The following is a 15,667-nucleotide window of genomic DNA, read 5'->3' as shown; positions in this document are numbered from 1 at the left end:
CCTCCTATTTTTTATTTTATTATATAATCAAGTAATTCAATACTTCTATTTTACCGGCTCACACAAAACCGATCATTCTTATTATACGGTGGTCACCGGCTCGCCCGAAACGATCATTCTTAGTTACAATAGTCACCGGCTAAGAAAATTAGTTAATCTCTGACTTTGTAAAATACGTATATCCTATAATTCCTGTAATAATTGTGATTATAGCACAACCTATACAGCAAAGCATCAGATAATGATCTGTTGTAACTCCGGCTAATTTCGTAAAGTTATATGAAACATCAAGGTCTCTTAAATGCATAAATAATTTCTTTGCGCCGCAAGCATTCAGTATCTGTGCAATAACCATATATATAAATGGGAAGATAATAGTTATTGCATTAAATGAAGCCGCCTTCTTTGTGATAAATGCAATCATTATAAATGCCGATACTATTGCAAATACTAATGGAAGCTGTTTAGCTACAGCCTTGGTAAATACCATAATATCTGATGAATACTCATCTCCGTTTACTGTTCTATTTACAAAATAGAATGCATAATTCGATATAACAAATGCCATAACAGCATATATTTCTGTTAAAATATATTTAGTAATAAAATATCTTTTCCTGCTTATAGCTGAAGATATGGTATTTTTAACTGTCTTCTCACTAAAATCAGTTAAAATAAAAGCAAAAACCGGCATGATCAAAAGAAAATAGAAATTAAAATTAGATGATACCTGTTCAAGATCAAGTTTACCTACCGCTCCGTTTGTACTATTTCCAACATTTACGCCACCGCTTAATTTTGAAAAGATTGTTATGGCATACAATGCGAATGTTATTATCCAAAACAAATAAAAACCTTTTGTTCTTTTTAATCTATAAAAATCCGCTCTAATCATATTAATCATTTTTCTCGTCCTCCCCTACAAGTGATACGAAATAATCTTCAAGACTCACGCCTGACTCATAAATGCCGCTTACTTCAACGCCATTCATTACAAGTTCCCTGTTTATCACCGGAATCCTGTCCAGCATTTCATAAATTCTGATTTCGTTCTTATCTATGACTTTGTATTTCGAGGTTGCCAGATTATGCTCTAATATATTTAAAGCTTTCTTATTGTTATCAACTTTAACTACAATGCATTTTGTACATTCAGCATCAAGTTCTTCTTTTGTAAGACTTTTTACAACTTTTCCGTTATTTACAAATAAAAATTTATTTGCTGTCGCATATAATTCTGAAAGAATGTGACTTGATATCATTAATGTAAGTCCACGTTCTTTATTCAGCTTTAAAAATGTATCTCTTATCTGAGTTATTCCGATAGGATCAAGTCCGTTGATCGGCTCATCAAGAATCACCAGATCCGGATTATCCAAGATTGCAAAAGCTATTCCAAGTCTCTGCTTCATACCAAGCGAAAAACCTTTGAATTTTCTGTTCTGCGCCTCTTCAAGCTGAACCATTTTAAGGATCTCATTAATCTGCGAATAATCAACAATGCCCTTCTGCTTACAGTAATACATAAGATTCTGTTTTGCAGTCATATTTCCAAAGAATGCCGGATTTTCGATCAAACATCCGATTCTGTCTCTCTCTTTTTCCGCATCCCTTCCTGATTTACCGAAGATTTCAAATTCTCCGCTTGTTGCATCGGTAAGGCCTGATACAAGTTTCATAAGTGTAGTTTTTCCGGCGCCGTTTCTTCCGATAAGCCCGCAAATATCACCCTTATTAACAGATATATCCGCACTGTTAAGAGCCGTAACCTTTCCGTATTTTTTTGTCAACCCTTTGGTTTTAAGAATTACTTCCTGCATATTTTCCTCCTGAATATCTTTACTCAAACTTTTGCTTAAATATTGATAATGCCAGAACCTTTATAATATTTATTCAAGCTATATCTGAGATAAAAAACATTATTTATGTCTTACAAGTATTATGATACATGCACTTTATAAAATAACTCTTAACAAAAGTCTTAAAAAACCCTTAAATGAAAAATTTATCATTTAGTATTTTTTCTCAATCGATATCCTATTCCCCAAACGGTTTCTATATAATCAAAATCCGGTTCTGCATCTTTAAGTTTTTTCCTCAGCTTACTTATGTGCACATTCAAAGTATTATCATCCGCAGAATTTTCGTAATCCCATACCTGGTCGTAGATCATACTCTTTGTACATATACGTTTTTGGTTTTTGAGGAATAATTCAAGAAGCAAGAATTCATGTTTCGAAAGGTCCATAACCGTGCCGTTACATTCCGCCATGAAATTATCACTGTCCAGTTTTATATTTCCATATTCCAATATATGCTCGCCTGCCAAAGCATCTCCGGAGCTGCCATCGTCGCCCTTATTTCCTGCCACAGCTTCCGCACGCTTAAGTCTTACGGAAATTCTGGCCAGAAGCTCTTCATTTTCAAACGGCTTTGTAATATAATCATCAGCTCCAAGCTCGAAAAGATTTACCTTACTGCCCACATCCGTAATGGCACTCATTACTATGATAGGCACTTCCTTCTTCGCTTTTAAGTCTGAGATTATTTCATCACCATTTTTTCCCGGAAGCATGAGATCCAGCAAAATAAGATCTATATCATCTCCATGTAAAAGAAGCCCCTCAGTTCCGGAATATGCTGACTTTGCAGCATATCCCTTCATCATAAGAAGCTTCGTTAGCATTTTATTTATGTCATTATCATCTTCTATAATTAAAATTGTTTTCATAGCTACTTTTAAACTTTCTGAAATATTTATTCAGCATCTATAATCTCAAAAGACGGAGCAGCCAAAAGTCTTGACATATCTTTATGAGATAAAGGATGCCCGTAGAAAAATCCCTGAGCATTAACGCATCCCATTTCCAAAAGTTTCTTTCCTTCTTCAACCGTCTCAACACCTTCAGCAATCACCTGCATACCGAGTCTTTCAGCGATACTGATAATACTCTCAATAAGTATATTTGCCTTTTCATCAGATCCAAGTTTCTGAACAAAACTCTTATCGATTTTCACTTCATCGGCGTCAATATTATGAATAAGAGAAAGTGACGAATATCCTGTTCCAAAATCATCAATGCTGATCCTGATCCCTTGCATTTTAAGATTATGTACAAATTCAATAAGTCTATCTATCTCTGATTCTTTGGCTGTTTCGGTTATCTCTATCTCTATCATCGAAAGATCGATTCCTTGTTTCTTGATTGTTGAAACAATAAGCTTTTCAATATCAGGAACAAATATATTTTTCTTAGAGAAATTCACAGAAACAATCGGAATTTTTCTTCCGAGATCTTTCCATTTGTTGATATATTCACATGTCTTGTGAAGTATTTGCATATCAAGCTCATGTATCATTCCCTTCCTGTCAAGAAGCGGTATGAATTCATCTGCTGCGATAGCACTATCATTATGAATCCATCTGCACAAAGCTTCCATTCCTATCAGCTCACCTGTTTTCATATTAACTTTAGGCTGGAAAAATGGTTCAAATTCGCCTGATGAAAGTGCATCCGGAAATGCTGCAACAATAAGGTTATTATGACTTATAAGTTCAGAAAGCTCTGCATTAAAGATTACAAGATCTTTCTTTAATATCGTCTTACCCACTATACATGCAGTGCTTGCTTCTTCGATTCTTGTAGCAAACTCTTTAACATCCGTGTCAGAAACACCGACGTAAAATGAAAACTTATGGCATCCATTTCTCATACCCATAAGTCCTTCGACTTTTACACTTTTAAGTTTAACAAGAAGAACATCAAGATTATCCCTTTTCACAAAAAAGGCGAAATTATCACCGCCCACACGGCAAACACCTTCATCTTCCTTCACATACTTTGTTAATTTTTGAGCAAGTGCAGCCATCGCATAATCCCCAAGATGGACTCCACCTCTGTCATTTACATATTTGAAATTTTTAACATTTCCATATATAACAACATAATCTGCATCGTGATTTTTACATGTGCATTTCATATATTTTTTGGTCAAGGCTTTGAGATTCGGAATTCCGGTTAATACATCATTATTCTCCAGGAAATCAAGCATGATCCTCATATTCTGTCTGCTGACAAGCAGATAGATATTATCAGCAAGAATCTGACAAGTTACTTTGTCTATATCTTCCTCATCTATGCCCTTTTCAAACTCAATTATCGCATGAACATATTCGGAACCGTTGTAGTAATATGTATATTTCTTCTTAAGATTACTTTCCTTGCCATTTGAATAAAGTTCAAAAACTCTGAATCTCGAAGTATCATTCTCGAGTCCCCTGTATCCTTCAGAATCGAAAGCAAGATCATAGTACATCTTAACAACGTTTACACTTTCGCAGATTCCTGCGAAATCATCAGGATTAAGTTCCCTCTCTGTCGCAATTTTGATAAGATTGATTAACTCCTTCTCGGCCCGTTTTTCCATAGCAAATACCCCTTCCCAATACTTGATATATATAGCCTAATAATTACTTCCTACTTACCTATTAACTTTACCGTTCCCCATAGTTATTTATTTTTTTAAAAGAATATCTACAGTATGTGCTGCAGCTCCTATAGTATCCTGTCTCTCACATGTTGCCATATGATATTTTATAAATTCTTCGAATGTTTTATCATCCATTTTATTTAATACCGGTCTCAGATAATCCGCCGGTCCATCTGCCGATATAAGCTTAATTCGTTCAACCCCAATTTCACGATTCAATGCTTCTATATTTTCAGTTCTCATATAATGATACAGATTTTTTTCTTCTGATAAGGTCTGATAGTCTTCTGACAGCATTCCGTCTTTCAGACATTCATGGATATGTCCCTCTTTAAATGCATATGTTATGACTGCATATTCATTCATTACATACGCAACAAGGATAATTCCATTTTTCTTTGTAACCCTTGTGGCCTCACTCAGAGCTTTGATCTGATCTTCTTTCGAAAAAACATGATACATCGGCCCAAACAGAAGAGTCATGTCAAATGTATCATCATCAAATCTTGAAAGCTTAAGCGCATTTCCCTGATAAGCTTCAACAAGACTGCTTTTCTTCTTAAGTATTCCAAGATTGTATTTGACAAGCTCTACTGCCGTCACGGAATATCCTTCTTCCGAAAGCGGAATCGAATATGCTCCCGTTCCTGCTCCTATGTCGAGTATCTTTATATCATTCTTTATCCGAAGATCATCCTCTCCGGACATGCCGGCATCTTTTCGTTTAGCATATATTTCCTCAAGATATTTGTGGATATAATGCATCGTTGTTCGATATTCAACCTGGCCATGTCTGGAAAGAAGTCTCTTATCTTCGTTAAATTTATTGTAATATTTTTCTATCTCAGTCTGTTTCTTCATTACAGGATCCAATTAAACATTAATCTCTGCTGTAAGTCCGAGCACATCCTTATTCTCATCAAGAAGAGGTCTGATGATTTCATTTATAAACTCTTCTGTCTGCTGTGGTGCACGACCTACATATCTCTCAGGCTGCATAAGCGCCTTAAGTTCATCAATAGTCATATTAAATGCAGGATCGGCTGCGATAAGTTCAAGAAGGTTATTCTCCTTACCTTCTCTCTTAACATTTGCACCTGCTTCCATAGAGTAAGTTCTGATCTTCTCATGAAGTTCCTGTCTGTTGCCGCCGGCTTTAACAGCATCCATCATGATATTCTCTGTTGCCATAAATGGAATCTCTTCCATGAACTTCTTGTAAATAACTTTTTCATATACAACAAGACCATCAACTACATTTAAGCAAAGGTCAAGTATACCGTCGATTGCAAGGAATCCTTCCGGTACAGACAATCTCTTATTTGCAGAATCATCAAGTGTTCTCTCAAACCACTGTGTTGAAGCCACAAGTGCAGGATTGAGAGCATCGCACATAACATAATTTGCAAGTGAAGCGATTCTTTCACTTCTCATAGGATTTCTCTTATATGCCATTGCAGATGATCCGATCTGGTTCTTCTCAAATGGTTCCTCAACCTGCTTAAGATGCTGAAGAAGACGAATGTCATTTGAGAATTTGTGAGCTGTCTGAGCAATGCCCGAAAGAACATTTAATACTCTTGAATCAACTTTACGTGTATATGTCTGTCCTGAAACAGGGAAGCACTCCTTGAATCCCATCTTTTCAGCTATCATCTTGTCAGCCTTACGACATGCTTCATGATCACCGTCAAATAATTCAAAGAAGCTTGCCTGAGTACCTGTTGTACCCTTTGAACCAAGAAGTTTAAGCTGGCTGATCATATAATCAACATCTTCAAGATCCATATAGAAATCATGAAGCCAAAGTGTTGCTCTCTTTCCAACTGTTGTTGGCTGTGCCGGCTGGAAATGTGTAAATGCTATAGTAGGAAGATCCTTATAGTTTAAAGCAAACTTTGTAAGTTCATTTATAACATTAAGAAGCTTCTTTCTTACAAGATAAAGAGCCTCTCTCATAATGATAATGTCTGTATTATCTCCAACATAACAGCTGGTAGCTCCGAGATGAATAATACCTGCTGCCTTAGGACACTGCTGACCGTAAGCATATACATGACTCATAACATCATGTCTTACAAGCTTTTCACGTTCCTTTGCAACTTCATAATTGATATCATCGATGTGACTCTTAAGTTCATCTATCATTTCATCAGTAATTCTCGGATTACCTTCTGTATCCTTAAGACCCAGTTCCTTCTCTGTCTCAGCAAGAGCTATCCAAAGTTTTCTCCAGGTAGTAAATTTCATATCAGGTGAAAAGATATACTGCATTTCTTTTGATGCATATCTTTCAGAAAGTGGACTTACATACTTATCATTATTCATTATTTTTTCCTCCATGAATCAGAACGGTCCGTAACCGCAGTCATATCAATATAATAATATATTTTCATATTCACTTCAAGAAAAATAAAACAGACAGCCTCCGCTGTCTGTTTTATCTTTCTCCATATTTCGATGTAGTAATGACTTATCATTTCTTAACATTATTCATCACTTGAGCCATCTCTTATCAGTATCCGGGAACAATCTATAATATGGCTCTACAAGTCCACCACCGTTAACCTTAGTTCCAATCCATACTTCCATCTGATAGTTGTCAGTTCTTCTGTACAATATCCAGCTATCAGCATACTGCTTTGACTTACGATATGGGTCTTTTGTCTTTCTATACTTAAAAGGAATTACTTCATTTTCGGTATTAAACTTTCTTCCACCATATTGTGTAAGATTTAATTTGAATTCATTTACAAAATCCCACTGATTATCAACTGCATTCCATCCGTTCTTGAACTCTCCGTTTTCTCTTCGATAATCATAAGAACCTCTTGCCCACGCAATGATCTCAATCTGATAAGACTCACCGTTTGATACGACGCTCCATTTTTTCTGCTTGGTATCCTGCTCCCACGAATCACGAACTTTATCATCTGAAGATGCAAGCGCAAGATTTGCTGCATGATAAATTGTTTCTGCTACAGCAACATCTCTTTGCTTCCTGGCCTTATCAATATACCTAATAAGTATAGGAGCAATAGTAGCCGCAAGAATCGCTATGATAGCAACAACAATAATAAGTTCAACAAGCGAAAAACCTTTATTAACTTTGCGTCTGAAAATACCCTCTTTTCTCATAATAACCACCCATTCTAAATCAGCACCTCGTTAATACAATATTCACCCTGATAAATACAATATTCAATTACCCACACCACACATCTATTGTGATTTTATTATACTATATTTCTATAGAAAACACAACCCCATGTTAACATTTTATTAACATTTGATTAATTGTTTATTTACATACATTTATATTCCCTTATTATAGGCACTTTTATCATTTAAAACTATCGAAATAGCCTTATGGCCGTTTGTTGTCTTGATCTTTTTGAACGTTCCGCCATATTCTCCATCCTTAGTCCATGGAATCGGCTCCTTACCTACAATAACAACTTCCTTTGCATTACATTTATACATAAGCTTTGGATTCATTTTATTTGTAGCTATAGCTGTAAGTATCTTTGCAAGCTCTAGCGGATTTTTAGGTTTCTTGATAAATAAACATTCAAACTTTCCGTCGCTGAATGACATATCCTTAACGCCGATTGCTCTGAATCCGCCAACCGAACGTGAATTTGTAATCTGGCCATAAAGGAATTCACCGCTGATAACCTTGCCGTCTATTCTTGCTGCAAGCTTAACAGGCTTAACCCTTGCAAGTTCCTTAAAAGCTGAAATGATATATGCCGAATGTCCAAGCTTATTCTTCAGCTTCTGAGATGTTGAATATGATATATCCGTAAATATACCAAATGCAACAACATATATAAAATTTTCTTTACCGAATATACCTACATCGATAGGACAAGGTGTTCCTCTTACAATATCTTTCGCTGCCTGAACAGGATCGGAAGATATCTTAAGACTCTTTGCAAAATCATTTGTCGAACCGCATGGTATATATCCGAGTGGAGGAATTTCCAATCCCTTTCTCCTCAATCCCATAAGTCCGGTAACTGTATTATCAAGAGTTCCGTCTCCACCTGCACAAACTATCATATCATAATCAGTACCGTGTTTTTCTACGTACTCGGCCGCATCATTTGCACTCTTGGTAGGATGATATTCCACATTATATCCGGCATGTGAAAATATATTGATTATCTGATAAACCCTGTTTTTTATAACTTTCTTACCCGCTTTAGGATTAACTACAAAAAGCATTTTCTTCATAATCTACTCTCCCTGATAATCTGTCTTTTCTTTAAGCATTATGTCTCGTTAATTTTGTCATATAAATACTTTCCCCGATCACAATTATTTGGACTGCGATCTTCTTTCCATATACCTGTCGTATCCTCTTTTTCTGAGCTTACAAGCAGGACAATGGCCACAACCTTCACCCATTATACCATTATAACAAGTAAGTGTCATGTCCCTGATGATCTCAAGTCCGCCAAGGCTGTCTGCAAGAGCCCAAGTTTCCTCTTTATCAAGCCACATAAGAGGTGTGATAACTTCAAACTCATAATCCATAGCAAGGTTAAGTGTTGCATTGAGGGACTTAATAAAAACATTTCTGCAATCAGGATATCCTGAAAAGTCACTCTGTGAAACACCTGTGATAATATCATTTATTCCAAGGCCCTTAGCATAGATTGCTGCATATGTAAGGAAAAGAAGATTTCTTCCTTCAACAAATGAATTAGGAGTTCCTTCCTTTGGTGCCTCTTCATCAACCTTAATCTCTGCTCTTGTAAGTGAATTCGGTGCAAGCTCCGAAAGAAGTGACATATCCATAATCTTCTGTCTTACTCCAAACTTCTCACAGATCTTTGCCGCACACTCAAGTTCCTTTACATGTCTCTGGTTATAATCAAATGAAACCGCTTCGACACGTTTATAATTCTTTAACGCCCAGAGAAGGCATGTTGTACTATCCTGTCCACCACTTAATACTACTAAAGCTGCATCCTTATTTTTCATAATCCTACCTCAAATTTAAAATACTACCTGAAATATATTCTATTCCGTTTAACGTTCTGTTTAATGTTATGTTTAATCTTTCTTATCATTACTTCAACATTGCGATGAGTCTGTCTCTTGTTTCGGCATCTGTATCGAACAGGCCTCTATATGTTGTTGTAAGAGTGCTCGATGCCCTGTTCTTGATTCCTCTTGCTGTTAAGCAACTATGCTTTGCTTCAATGATAACCGCAACATCCTCTGAACCTGTTGCCTTCATCATTACATCCGCTATATCAGAACCTATTCTTTCCTGAAGCTGAAGTCTCTTTGTTACCATATCTGCTATTCTTACAATCTTACTGAGACCGATTACTCTGTCCTTCGGAATATATGCCACAGAAATCTTCATGTCATACATAAGCGCCATATGATGCTCGCAGTAACTGAAAGCTTCGATATCCTTGATAAGAACTATATCATTCTTACTTCTCTTTACAGGCGCTTCAAATGTCTTGCTGAACATCTCGGCAATCTCATCATTAGTATAACCGATTCCTTCAAATACTTCTTCATACATTCTTGCCACTCTGTCAGGAGTTTCAGAAAGCCCTTCCCTGTCAGGATCTTCTCCCAAAGCTTCAAGTATACCTCTTACATGTAATTTGATCTTCTCTTTATCTATTGCCATTTTTTCTTCCTCTCATATAACTAAACGTGCTGTAAATCCGGTTTATGGATCATTTAACAGCACAGGCACTGTAACACTTTTTATACGCCCTTTTTATCAGGATCCCAAATATATTTATGTATCTGAAGCTGTAATCTTACATCATTCATTTTATGTTCGATCATATAGTTTACTATCTCATCAGGCTTTATCCTTCCGAATACCGCACTTACATAAACCATACATTTTTCAGTAAGATTATTTGTCTCGATGATCTCACACATTTTATCAAGATCATTTTTGTCAGAGACAACAAATTTCACTGTGTCATTATTTCTTATATTTGCAAAATTTTCCGGAACCATCGCTTTCTCCATCCCGCTTCCCGGACATTTATAATCAACCGTAAATGAGATATTGGCCGGCATCTCTTTATAGTACTCAGTCAATGAAACCGCACCATTGGTTTCAACTTCTATAGAAAGATCCTTATCACTTGAAAGTCGGAGCAGCAGAGCTTTGATATTATCCGCCAGCATCGGCTCTCCTCCGGTGATGGTTACATTCTTGACACCTGACTTCTTGATATAATCATATATCTCATCCTCGGTCATCATTCCCCCCGGAGCACTATTGTCGCAGGCCCACAAGGTATCGCAGTAGTTACATCTCAGATTGCATCCCACCAGCCTTATAAATACACTCAGCTCACCGGCCTTTCTCGCCTCGCCGTTTATACTTATAAACTTTTCAGCTATTTTATACTTATTCATTTTTATTCTCCCGGCATATAAGTTGCTACATTATTCGGAGTTTCATAAACCGAAACCTTCACAACTTCATATCCTTCTTTACTCATGGCATCATAAAAATATTTTGCAAAATTTTCTGCCGTTGGTCTGAATGGGAATTTTATGATTCTGAACCCTTCCTCTTCCAAAGCTTCCATCGTCTTTTCTTTAAGACTGTTTTCCTCTATTATCAAAGAATGATCCAGATTTTTTGTAAGCTTTTTAAGTGAGCCCTTAAGGTCTGAAAAATCAACAACCATTCCTCTGTAAGAACCCGACTCTATAAGTTTATTTCCTTTAACATCAACACTTACTGTCCATCTGTGTCCATGAATATTTGCGCATTTTCCATCATACCCTTTAAGAAAATGCGCACTGTCAAAATCTGATTTTGTAGATAAAATATACATTACTAATCCTCTCTAAATAAAACCCAAGTCTTAGAAAACATTTTAATAAATTTGTACAAAATAAAAACAGGATACATTCTCCGCATCCTGTTTCTACACTAATTAAACTCCAAACAAAAAGTAAATAAACTTTTCCTCTGAAAGTATAGCCCTAGTTTTGATAAGCAGGATGGTGCAAATGAACTGCTATTATTTATTTGAATCCGGTCAATACGAATTATTCAACGCCAAGGAACTTCTTAACAACCTTTTCCATATCTTCCTTGTCACAAACTGTATTGTGGATGATATCAGCATTTCTGATCTCTTCAACCGCATTAGGAACCTTAACTCCTGAAAGCTTTGCAAGTTCATCAACGAGTTCGAAATCACCCTTTGAATCATACTCAGGATCAATAGCTGTAAGTACACTTCTTGTGAACTTATATGGACTTGCTGTTGAAGCAATGATAGTTACAGTATCATCATTTGTCTCTTCTCTGTACTTATCATAAACTTTTGAAGCAACTGCTGTATGAGTATCCATGATATAACCATCTTCGTTATAGACTTTCTTTATCTGCTCAGCTACTTCAGCCTCTGTAGCATATCCGCCGTAGAAGCTTGTAAGTCTTTCCTTCATGTCAGCAGTTATCTCATACTTACCTGTTGTATTAAGTGACTTCATGAGTTCAGCATTCTTTGCTGCATCATTTCCTGCAATGTGATAGATGAGTCTTTCAAGGTTACTTGAAATGAGAATATCCATTGAAGGTGATGTTGTAAGAATGAAATCTCTGTTCTTGTCATATGTTCCTGTTGTAAAGAAATCATAAAGCACTTTGTTATCATTTGAAGCGCAGATGAATTTATTTACAGGAAGGCACATAATGCTTGCATAATAAGCAGCAAGAATATTACCGAAGTTACCTGTAGGAACAACGATATTTACCTTATCTCCTGCCTTGATAGTTCCGTCTGCAACAAGTCTTGTATATGAATATACATAATAAACCATCTGAGGAACAAGACGTCCTATATTGATAGAGTTTGCAGAAGAGAACTGGAATCCCTTGCTGTCAAGATACTCTTCAAGAGCCTTATCCTGGAACATCTTCTTAACGCCTGTCTGAGCATCATCGAAATTACTTGTGATACCTGCAACAAATGTATTCTTACCCTTTTCAGTAACCATCTGCTTTTCCTGAATTGGACTTACACCGTTCTTTGGATAGAATACAGCAATCTTTGTACCCGGAACATCAGCAAAACCTGCGAGAGCAGCCTTACCTGTATCTCCTGATGTCGCAGTAAGAATAACTATATCATTCTTTATGTTATTTTTCTTTGCAGAAGTTGTAAGAAGGTATGGAAGGATTGAAAGTGCCATATCCTTAAATGCAATAGTCTTACCATGGAAAAGCTCAATGTAATTTGCATTATGATGCTTAACAACAGGTGCGATAAGCTTTGTATCGAACTTCTCATCGTAAGCACTGTTAATACAATACTTTAACTCTTCTTCTGTGAAATCAGTGAACATGAGCTTCATAACTTCATAAGCCACTTCCTGATAACTCATCTTTGCAACTTCATCAAGACTGATATTAAGTGCCGGAATTTCATCAGGAACGAAAAGTCCTCCGTTCTCTGCAAGTCCCTTTAAAATAGCCTCTGATGCTGATGCAGTTTCATTTGCATTTCTTGTACTTCTGTATATCATAATAAATCCTTTCCTCTAAAGCCGGCATCATTATGCCGCCCGACCAAAATAAGATCATTAACGTTTTTTATCAGTTTCCGATGATAACATACTATTTTTATATATTCAATGGACAAAATAGCTATTTTTTAGATTTCTTTCCCGAACTCTTTCCGTCATTTTTCTTGTCGGTTCCGTTTTTATCATGCTTGCCCTTTGATGCTTTTTCTTTTTCTATCTTGCTCTTCTCAGCCTTTTCCTGACTGTTCTTGTCATGCTTTTCATCATCCGAAATATCTTTTACTGATTTATCGGATTTAGATCTGACCTTAGAACCTTTATCCTTATGTTTCTTCTCCGGCTTTTCTTTGTCATTCTCAGACTGCTTATCTTCATTCTCTGTAAATGATTGAGCAGAAGTGATTTCAATTTCTTCATCCTTCTTTCTGAATGCATTTTCTCTCTCTTCGCCCTCTTTAAGAAGTTTCTCTCTTTCTTCTTGTGTCATAGGAATGAGTACCGGATCAACATACTTAGATTCGTAGTATCTGTACAGTGCCTTATATTCTTCACTGAAACTGTCATTTGCATGTCCATGCATTTCATCAAAGTCTCTATCATCCCTGATTCTCTTAATGACATGAAGAGAAATATTTGAAGAATGCGATACGATTCTTTCAAAACAGTTAAGGAGATCGAAAAGGTATACACCACCTTCGATACTGCAGTGCCCATCCTGAAGACGGTCAACGTGATCTGACTTGATTATCTCAACCAGCTTCTTAACAGATTCTGCAAGAGGCTCAACTCTTACAGCAAGGTTAACATCATCATTCAAGAAAGAATCAACCACTGTATCAAGTGCATATCCAACTGCCGCTATCATTGCATCAACTTCTCTATGTCCTTCAGGCGAGAAATGGAATCCACCTTCGTTCTTATCCCTTGCGACATATGCAATACTCATACAATGGTCACCCATTCTCTCAAAGTCGCTGATTGAGTTAAGAATCTCGGAAACAAGAAGTTTATCATCATCAGTAAGTCTCTTTCTATCGATTCGGATCACGTAAGACGAAAGAGCTGTTTCGCATTTATCAATAAAATTCTCATTCTGCTCAAGTTGCGGGAACATCTCAGCATCATAAGAGTAAATCATCTTTGTAGCTGTCTTATAGTTCCAAAGAATTGCTTCACCCATCTTATTCATGAGGCTCTTACACTGTTCAAGAGCGATAGTAGGTGTATTGAGAAGCATATCATCGAGCTTCGCAAGTTCCTTATCCTGCTCAGCATCTTCCTCCTCGCCTACAACCTTATTGGCTGCATTAACAACCTTATCTGTGAATATAAGCATTAACATACTTGTAATAACATTAAAGAGAAGATGAATAGTTGCTATATCACCTCTATTTACGACCTTCGCAAAGAAAGGAATTCCAATTGTATAATAAATGCTGTAGATTCCGGCCATGAGTATACATGCACCTAAGAGGTTAAATAAAATATAACCGAATGAAACCTTTCTGGCTTTCTTATTGGAACCAAGCATACTAAGAACTATAGGCATACACTTACCGACATTCATACCGATGATGATAGGTACTGTCATTGCAAATGTGATACTTCCTGATGCAGAAAGAGCCTGAAGTATACCAACTGATGCACTTGAACTCTGAATAATAGCTGTGATAATAAGACCTGCTAAGAATCCAAAAAACGGATTACTAAAGCTTGAAAAAATAGATTGGAATTTAGACGACTCTCTAAGTGGCTCGAATACTTTCTCCATAAGAGTCATACCGTAAAACAGAAGACCAAGACCAACAACAATACCTGCTATCTGCTTTGGCTTCTTTTTCTTTCCGAAAAGCATTATGAATGCTCCCGTACCTACTAGCATAGGTGCAAATGATGCCGGCTTAATAAGCTGAAGAAGAATATTGTCCGAACTAACATCACCTAAACGAAGGATCTGAGCTGTAACAGTACTACCTACGTTTGTACCGAATACAACCGGCATAGCCTGGGCTAGTTTCATAATACCTGCATTAACAAAACCACTAAGCATTATGGTAACGGCTGCTGAACTCTGTACAATGCCGGTAACACCTACACCAAAGCCCCAACCTTTAAGTCTGCCTGTAAACTTACTCTTACCTGTAGTAACCTTCTCTAATGCTCTTTCCAGTCCGGATCCTGCAATCTTTTCGATTGATGAACACATAAGACTCATTCCGTAAAGGAAAAGTCCCAATCCACCAAACAATTGTAAAACTGACATAATATCCATTTGTTTTTTCCCTCTTTTATTCGAAAAATATATTCTATATCAAAACAGACCTATTACCTCCCTGAATTTGTAAACAGTCTGTCAATCATATTTCACAAATTTCACCACATATATATTACTAAGAAAACAGCACTTAGTCCAGCATATTATTTCATAAAATATCAATCCTGAATTATACAATTTGCCGCATACCAGGTCCTTTATCCTTCCAAAAAGCGGCATAAATACAGCGTTTCATAATCCCGGGTTACATAGTCCGTGGCAAAATCATGACCACCGGCTCAGCCGGTGGTTTGCTCTGCGGCTATAAGCCGCTGTTCCCTGCTTGCCTCTAAAGAGGCTCTGAAAATCCGCCTTCCG

General features: G+C 36.7%; 14 protein-coding genes. All 14 read right to left on the bottom strand.

Annotation, left to right across the window (positions count from 1 at the left end):
- Window positions 1-148 precede the first annotated feature (148 nt).
- The 14 genes from B5D25_RS11385 to B5D25_RS11320 all read right to left on the bottom strand — a co-directional run bounded on the left by B5D25_RS11385 (window position 149) and on the right by B5D25_RS11320 (window position 15,307).
- Window positions 149-904, bottom strand: a complete 756-nt coding sequence (locus B5D25_RS11385; RefSeq protein WP_078788091.1) for a hypothetical protein — start codon at window positions 902-904, stop codon at window positions 149-151.
- The gene (locus B5D25_RS11380) at window positions 897-1,820 is read right to left on the bottom strand and encodes an ATP-binding cassette domain-containing protein (protein ID WP_078788090.1); all 924 of its coding nucleotides are present in this window, start codon (window positions 1,818-1,820) and stop codon (window positions 897-899) included. Before B5D25_RS11380 ends, B5D25_RS11385 begins: the two co-directional genes overlap by 8 nt.
- 188 nt (window positions 1,821-2,008) lie before the next feature.
- Entirely contained in the window at window positions 2,009-2,731 is a 723-nt protein-coding gene (locus tag B5D25_RS11375) for a response regulator transcription factor (RefSeq protein ID WP_078788089.1), read from the bottom strand.
- A 26-nt stretch (window positions 2,732-2,757) separates the two neighbouring features.
- The gene (locus B5D25_RS11370; protein WP_078788088.1) at window positions 2,758-4,428 is read right to left on the bottom strand and encodes a bifunctional diguanylate cyclase/phosphodiesterase; all 1,671 of its coding nucleotides are present in this window, start codon (window positions 4,426-4,428) and stop codon (window positions 2,758-2,760) included.
- Between the two features lie 87 nt (window positions 4,429-4,515).
- Window positions 4,516-5,352: a class I SAM-dependent methyltransferase gene (locus B5D25_RS11365; protein WP_078788116.1), complete on the bottom strand. Its 837-nt coding sequence runs from the start codon at window positions 5,350-5,352 to the stop codon at window positions 4,516-4,518.
- A 12-nt stretch (window positions 5,353-5,364) separates the two neighbouring features.
- Window positions 5,365-6,819 (bottom strand): adenylosuccinate lyase, encoded by a 1,455-nt coding sequence (purB, locus tag B5D25_RS11360; protein WP_078788087.1) that lies wholly within the window; start codon window positions 6,817-6,819, stop codon window positions 5,365-5,367.
- 168 nt (window positions 6,820-6,987) lie between these two features.
- Window positions 6,988-7,629, bottom strand: coding sequence for a prepilin-type N-terminal cleavage/methylation domain-containing protein (locus B5D25_RS11355; RefSeq protein WP_078788086.1), 642 nt, complete (start codon window positions 7,627-7,629; stop codon window positions 6,988-6,990).
- A 177-nt stretch (window positions 7,630-7,806) separates the two neighbouring features.
- Entirely contained in the window at window positions 7,807-8,730 is a 924-nt protein-coding gene (locus B5D25_RS11350; RefSeq protein ID WP_078788085.1) for a diacylglycerol/lipid kinase family protein, read from the bottom strand.
- Window positions 8,731-8,814: 84 nt separating this feature from the next.
- Window positions 8,815-9,483 carry a 7-cyano-7-deazaguanine synthase QueC gene (gene queC / locus B5D25_RS11345; RefSeq protein WP_078788084.1) on the bottom strand — a complete coding sequence of 223 codons (669 nt, stop codon included), beginning with the start codon at window positions 9,481-9,483 and terminating at the stop codon, window positions 8,815-8,817.
- Between the two features lie 88 nt (window positions 9,484-9,571).
- Window positions 9,572-10,153 (bottom strand): GTP cyclohydrolase I FolE, encoded by a 582-nt coding sequence (folE, locus tag B5D25_RS11340; RefSeq protein WP_078788083.1) that lies wholly within the window; start codon window positions 10,151-10,153, stop codon window positions 9,572-9,574.
- An 80-nt stretch (window positions 10,154-10,233) separates the two neighbouring features.
- Window positions 10,234-10,905 carry a putative 7-carboxy-7-deazaguanine synthase QueE gene (gene queE, locus B5D25_RS11335; protein WP_078788082.1) on the bottom strand — a complete coding sequence of 224 codons (672 nt, stop codon included), beginning with the start codon at window positions 10,903-10,905 and terminating at the stop codon, window positions 10,234-10,236.
- 2 nt (window positions 10,906-10,907) lie between these two features.
- The gene (gene queD, locus B5D25_RS11330; protein WP_078788081.1) at window positions 10,908-11,333 is read right to left on the bottom strand and encodes a 6-carboxytetrahydropterin synthase QueD; all 426 of its coding nucleotides are present in this window, start codon (window positions 11,331-11,333) and stop codon (window positions 10,908-10,910) included.
- A 217-nt stretch (window positions 11,334-11,550) separates the two neighbouring features.
- Entirely contained in the window at window positions 11,551-13,035 is a 1,485-nt protein-coding gene (gene thrC, locus B5D25_RS11325) for a threonine synthase (protein WP_078788080.1), read from the bottom strand.
- A gap of 121 nt (window positions 13,036-13,156) precedes the next feature.
- Window positions 13,157-15,307, bottom strand: a complete 2,151-nt coding sequence (locus B5D25_RS11320) for a Na/Pi symporter (RefSeq protein WP_078788079.1) — start codon at window positions 15,305-15,307, stop codon at window positions 13,157-13,159.
- Window positions 15,308-15,667: the final 360 nt, after the last annotated feature.

Source organism: Eubacterium ruminantium (assembly GCF_900167085.1).
In the GTDB taxonomy this organism is placed as follows: Bacteria; Bacillota; Clostridia; order Lachnospirales; family Lachnospiraceae; genus Eubacterium_Q; species Eubacterium_Q ruminantium.
This window is presented reverse-complemented; position numbering and strand designations above follow the sequence as displayed.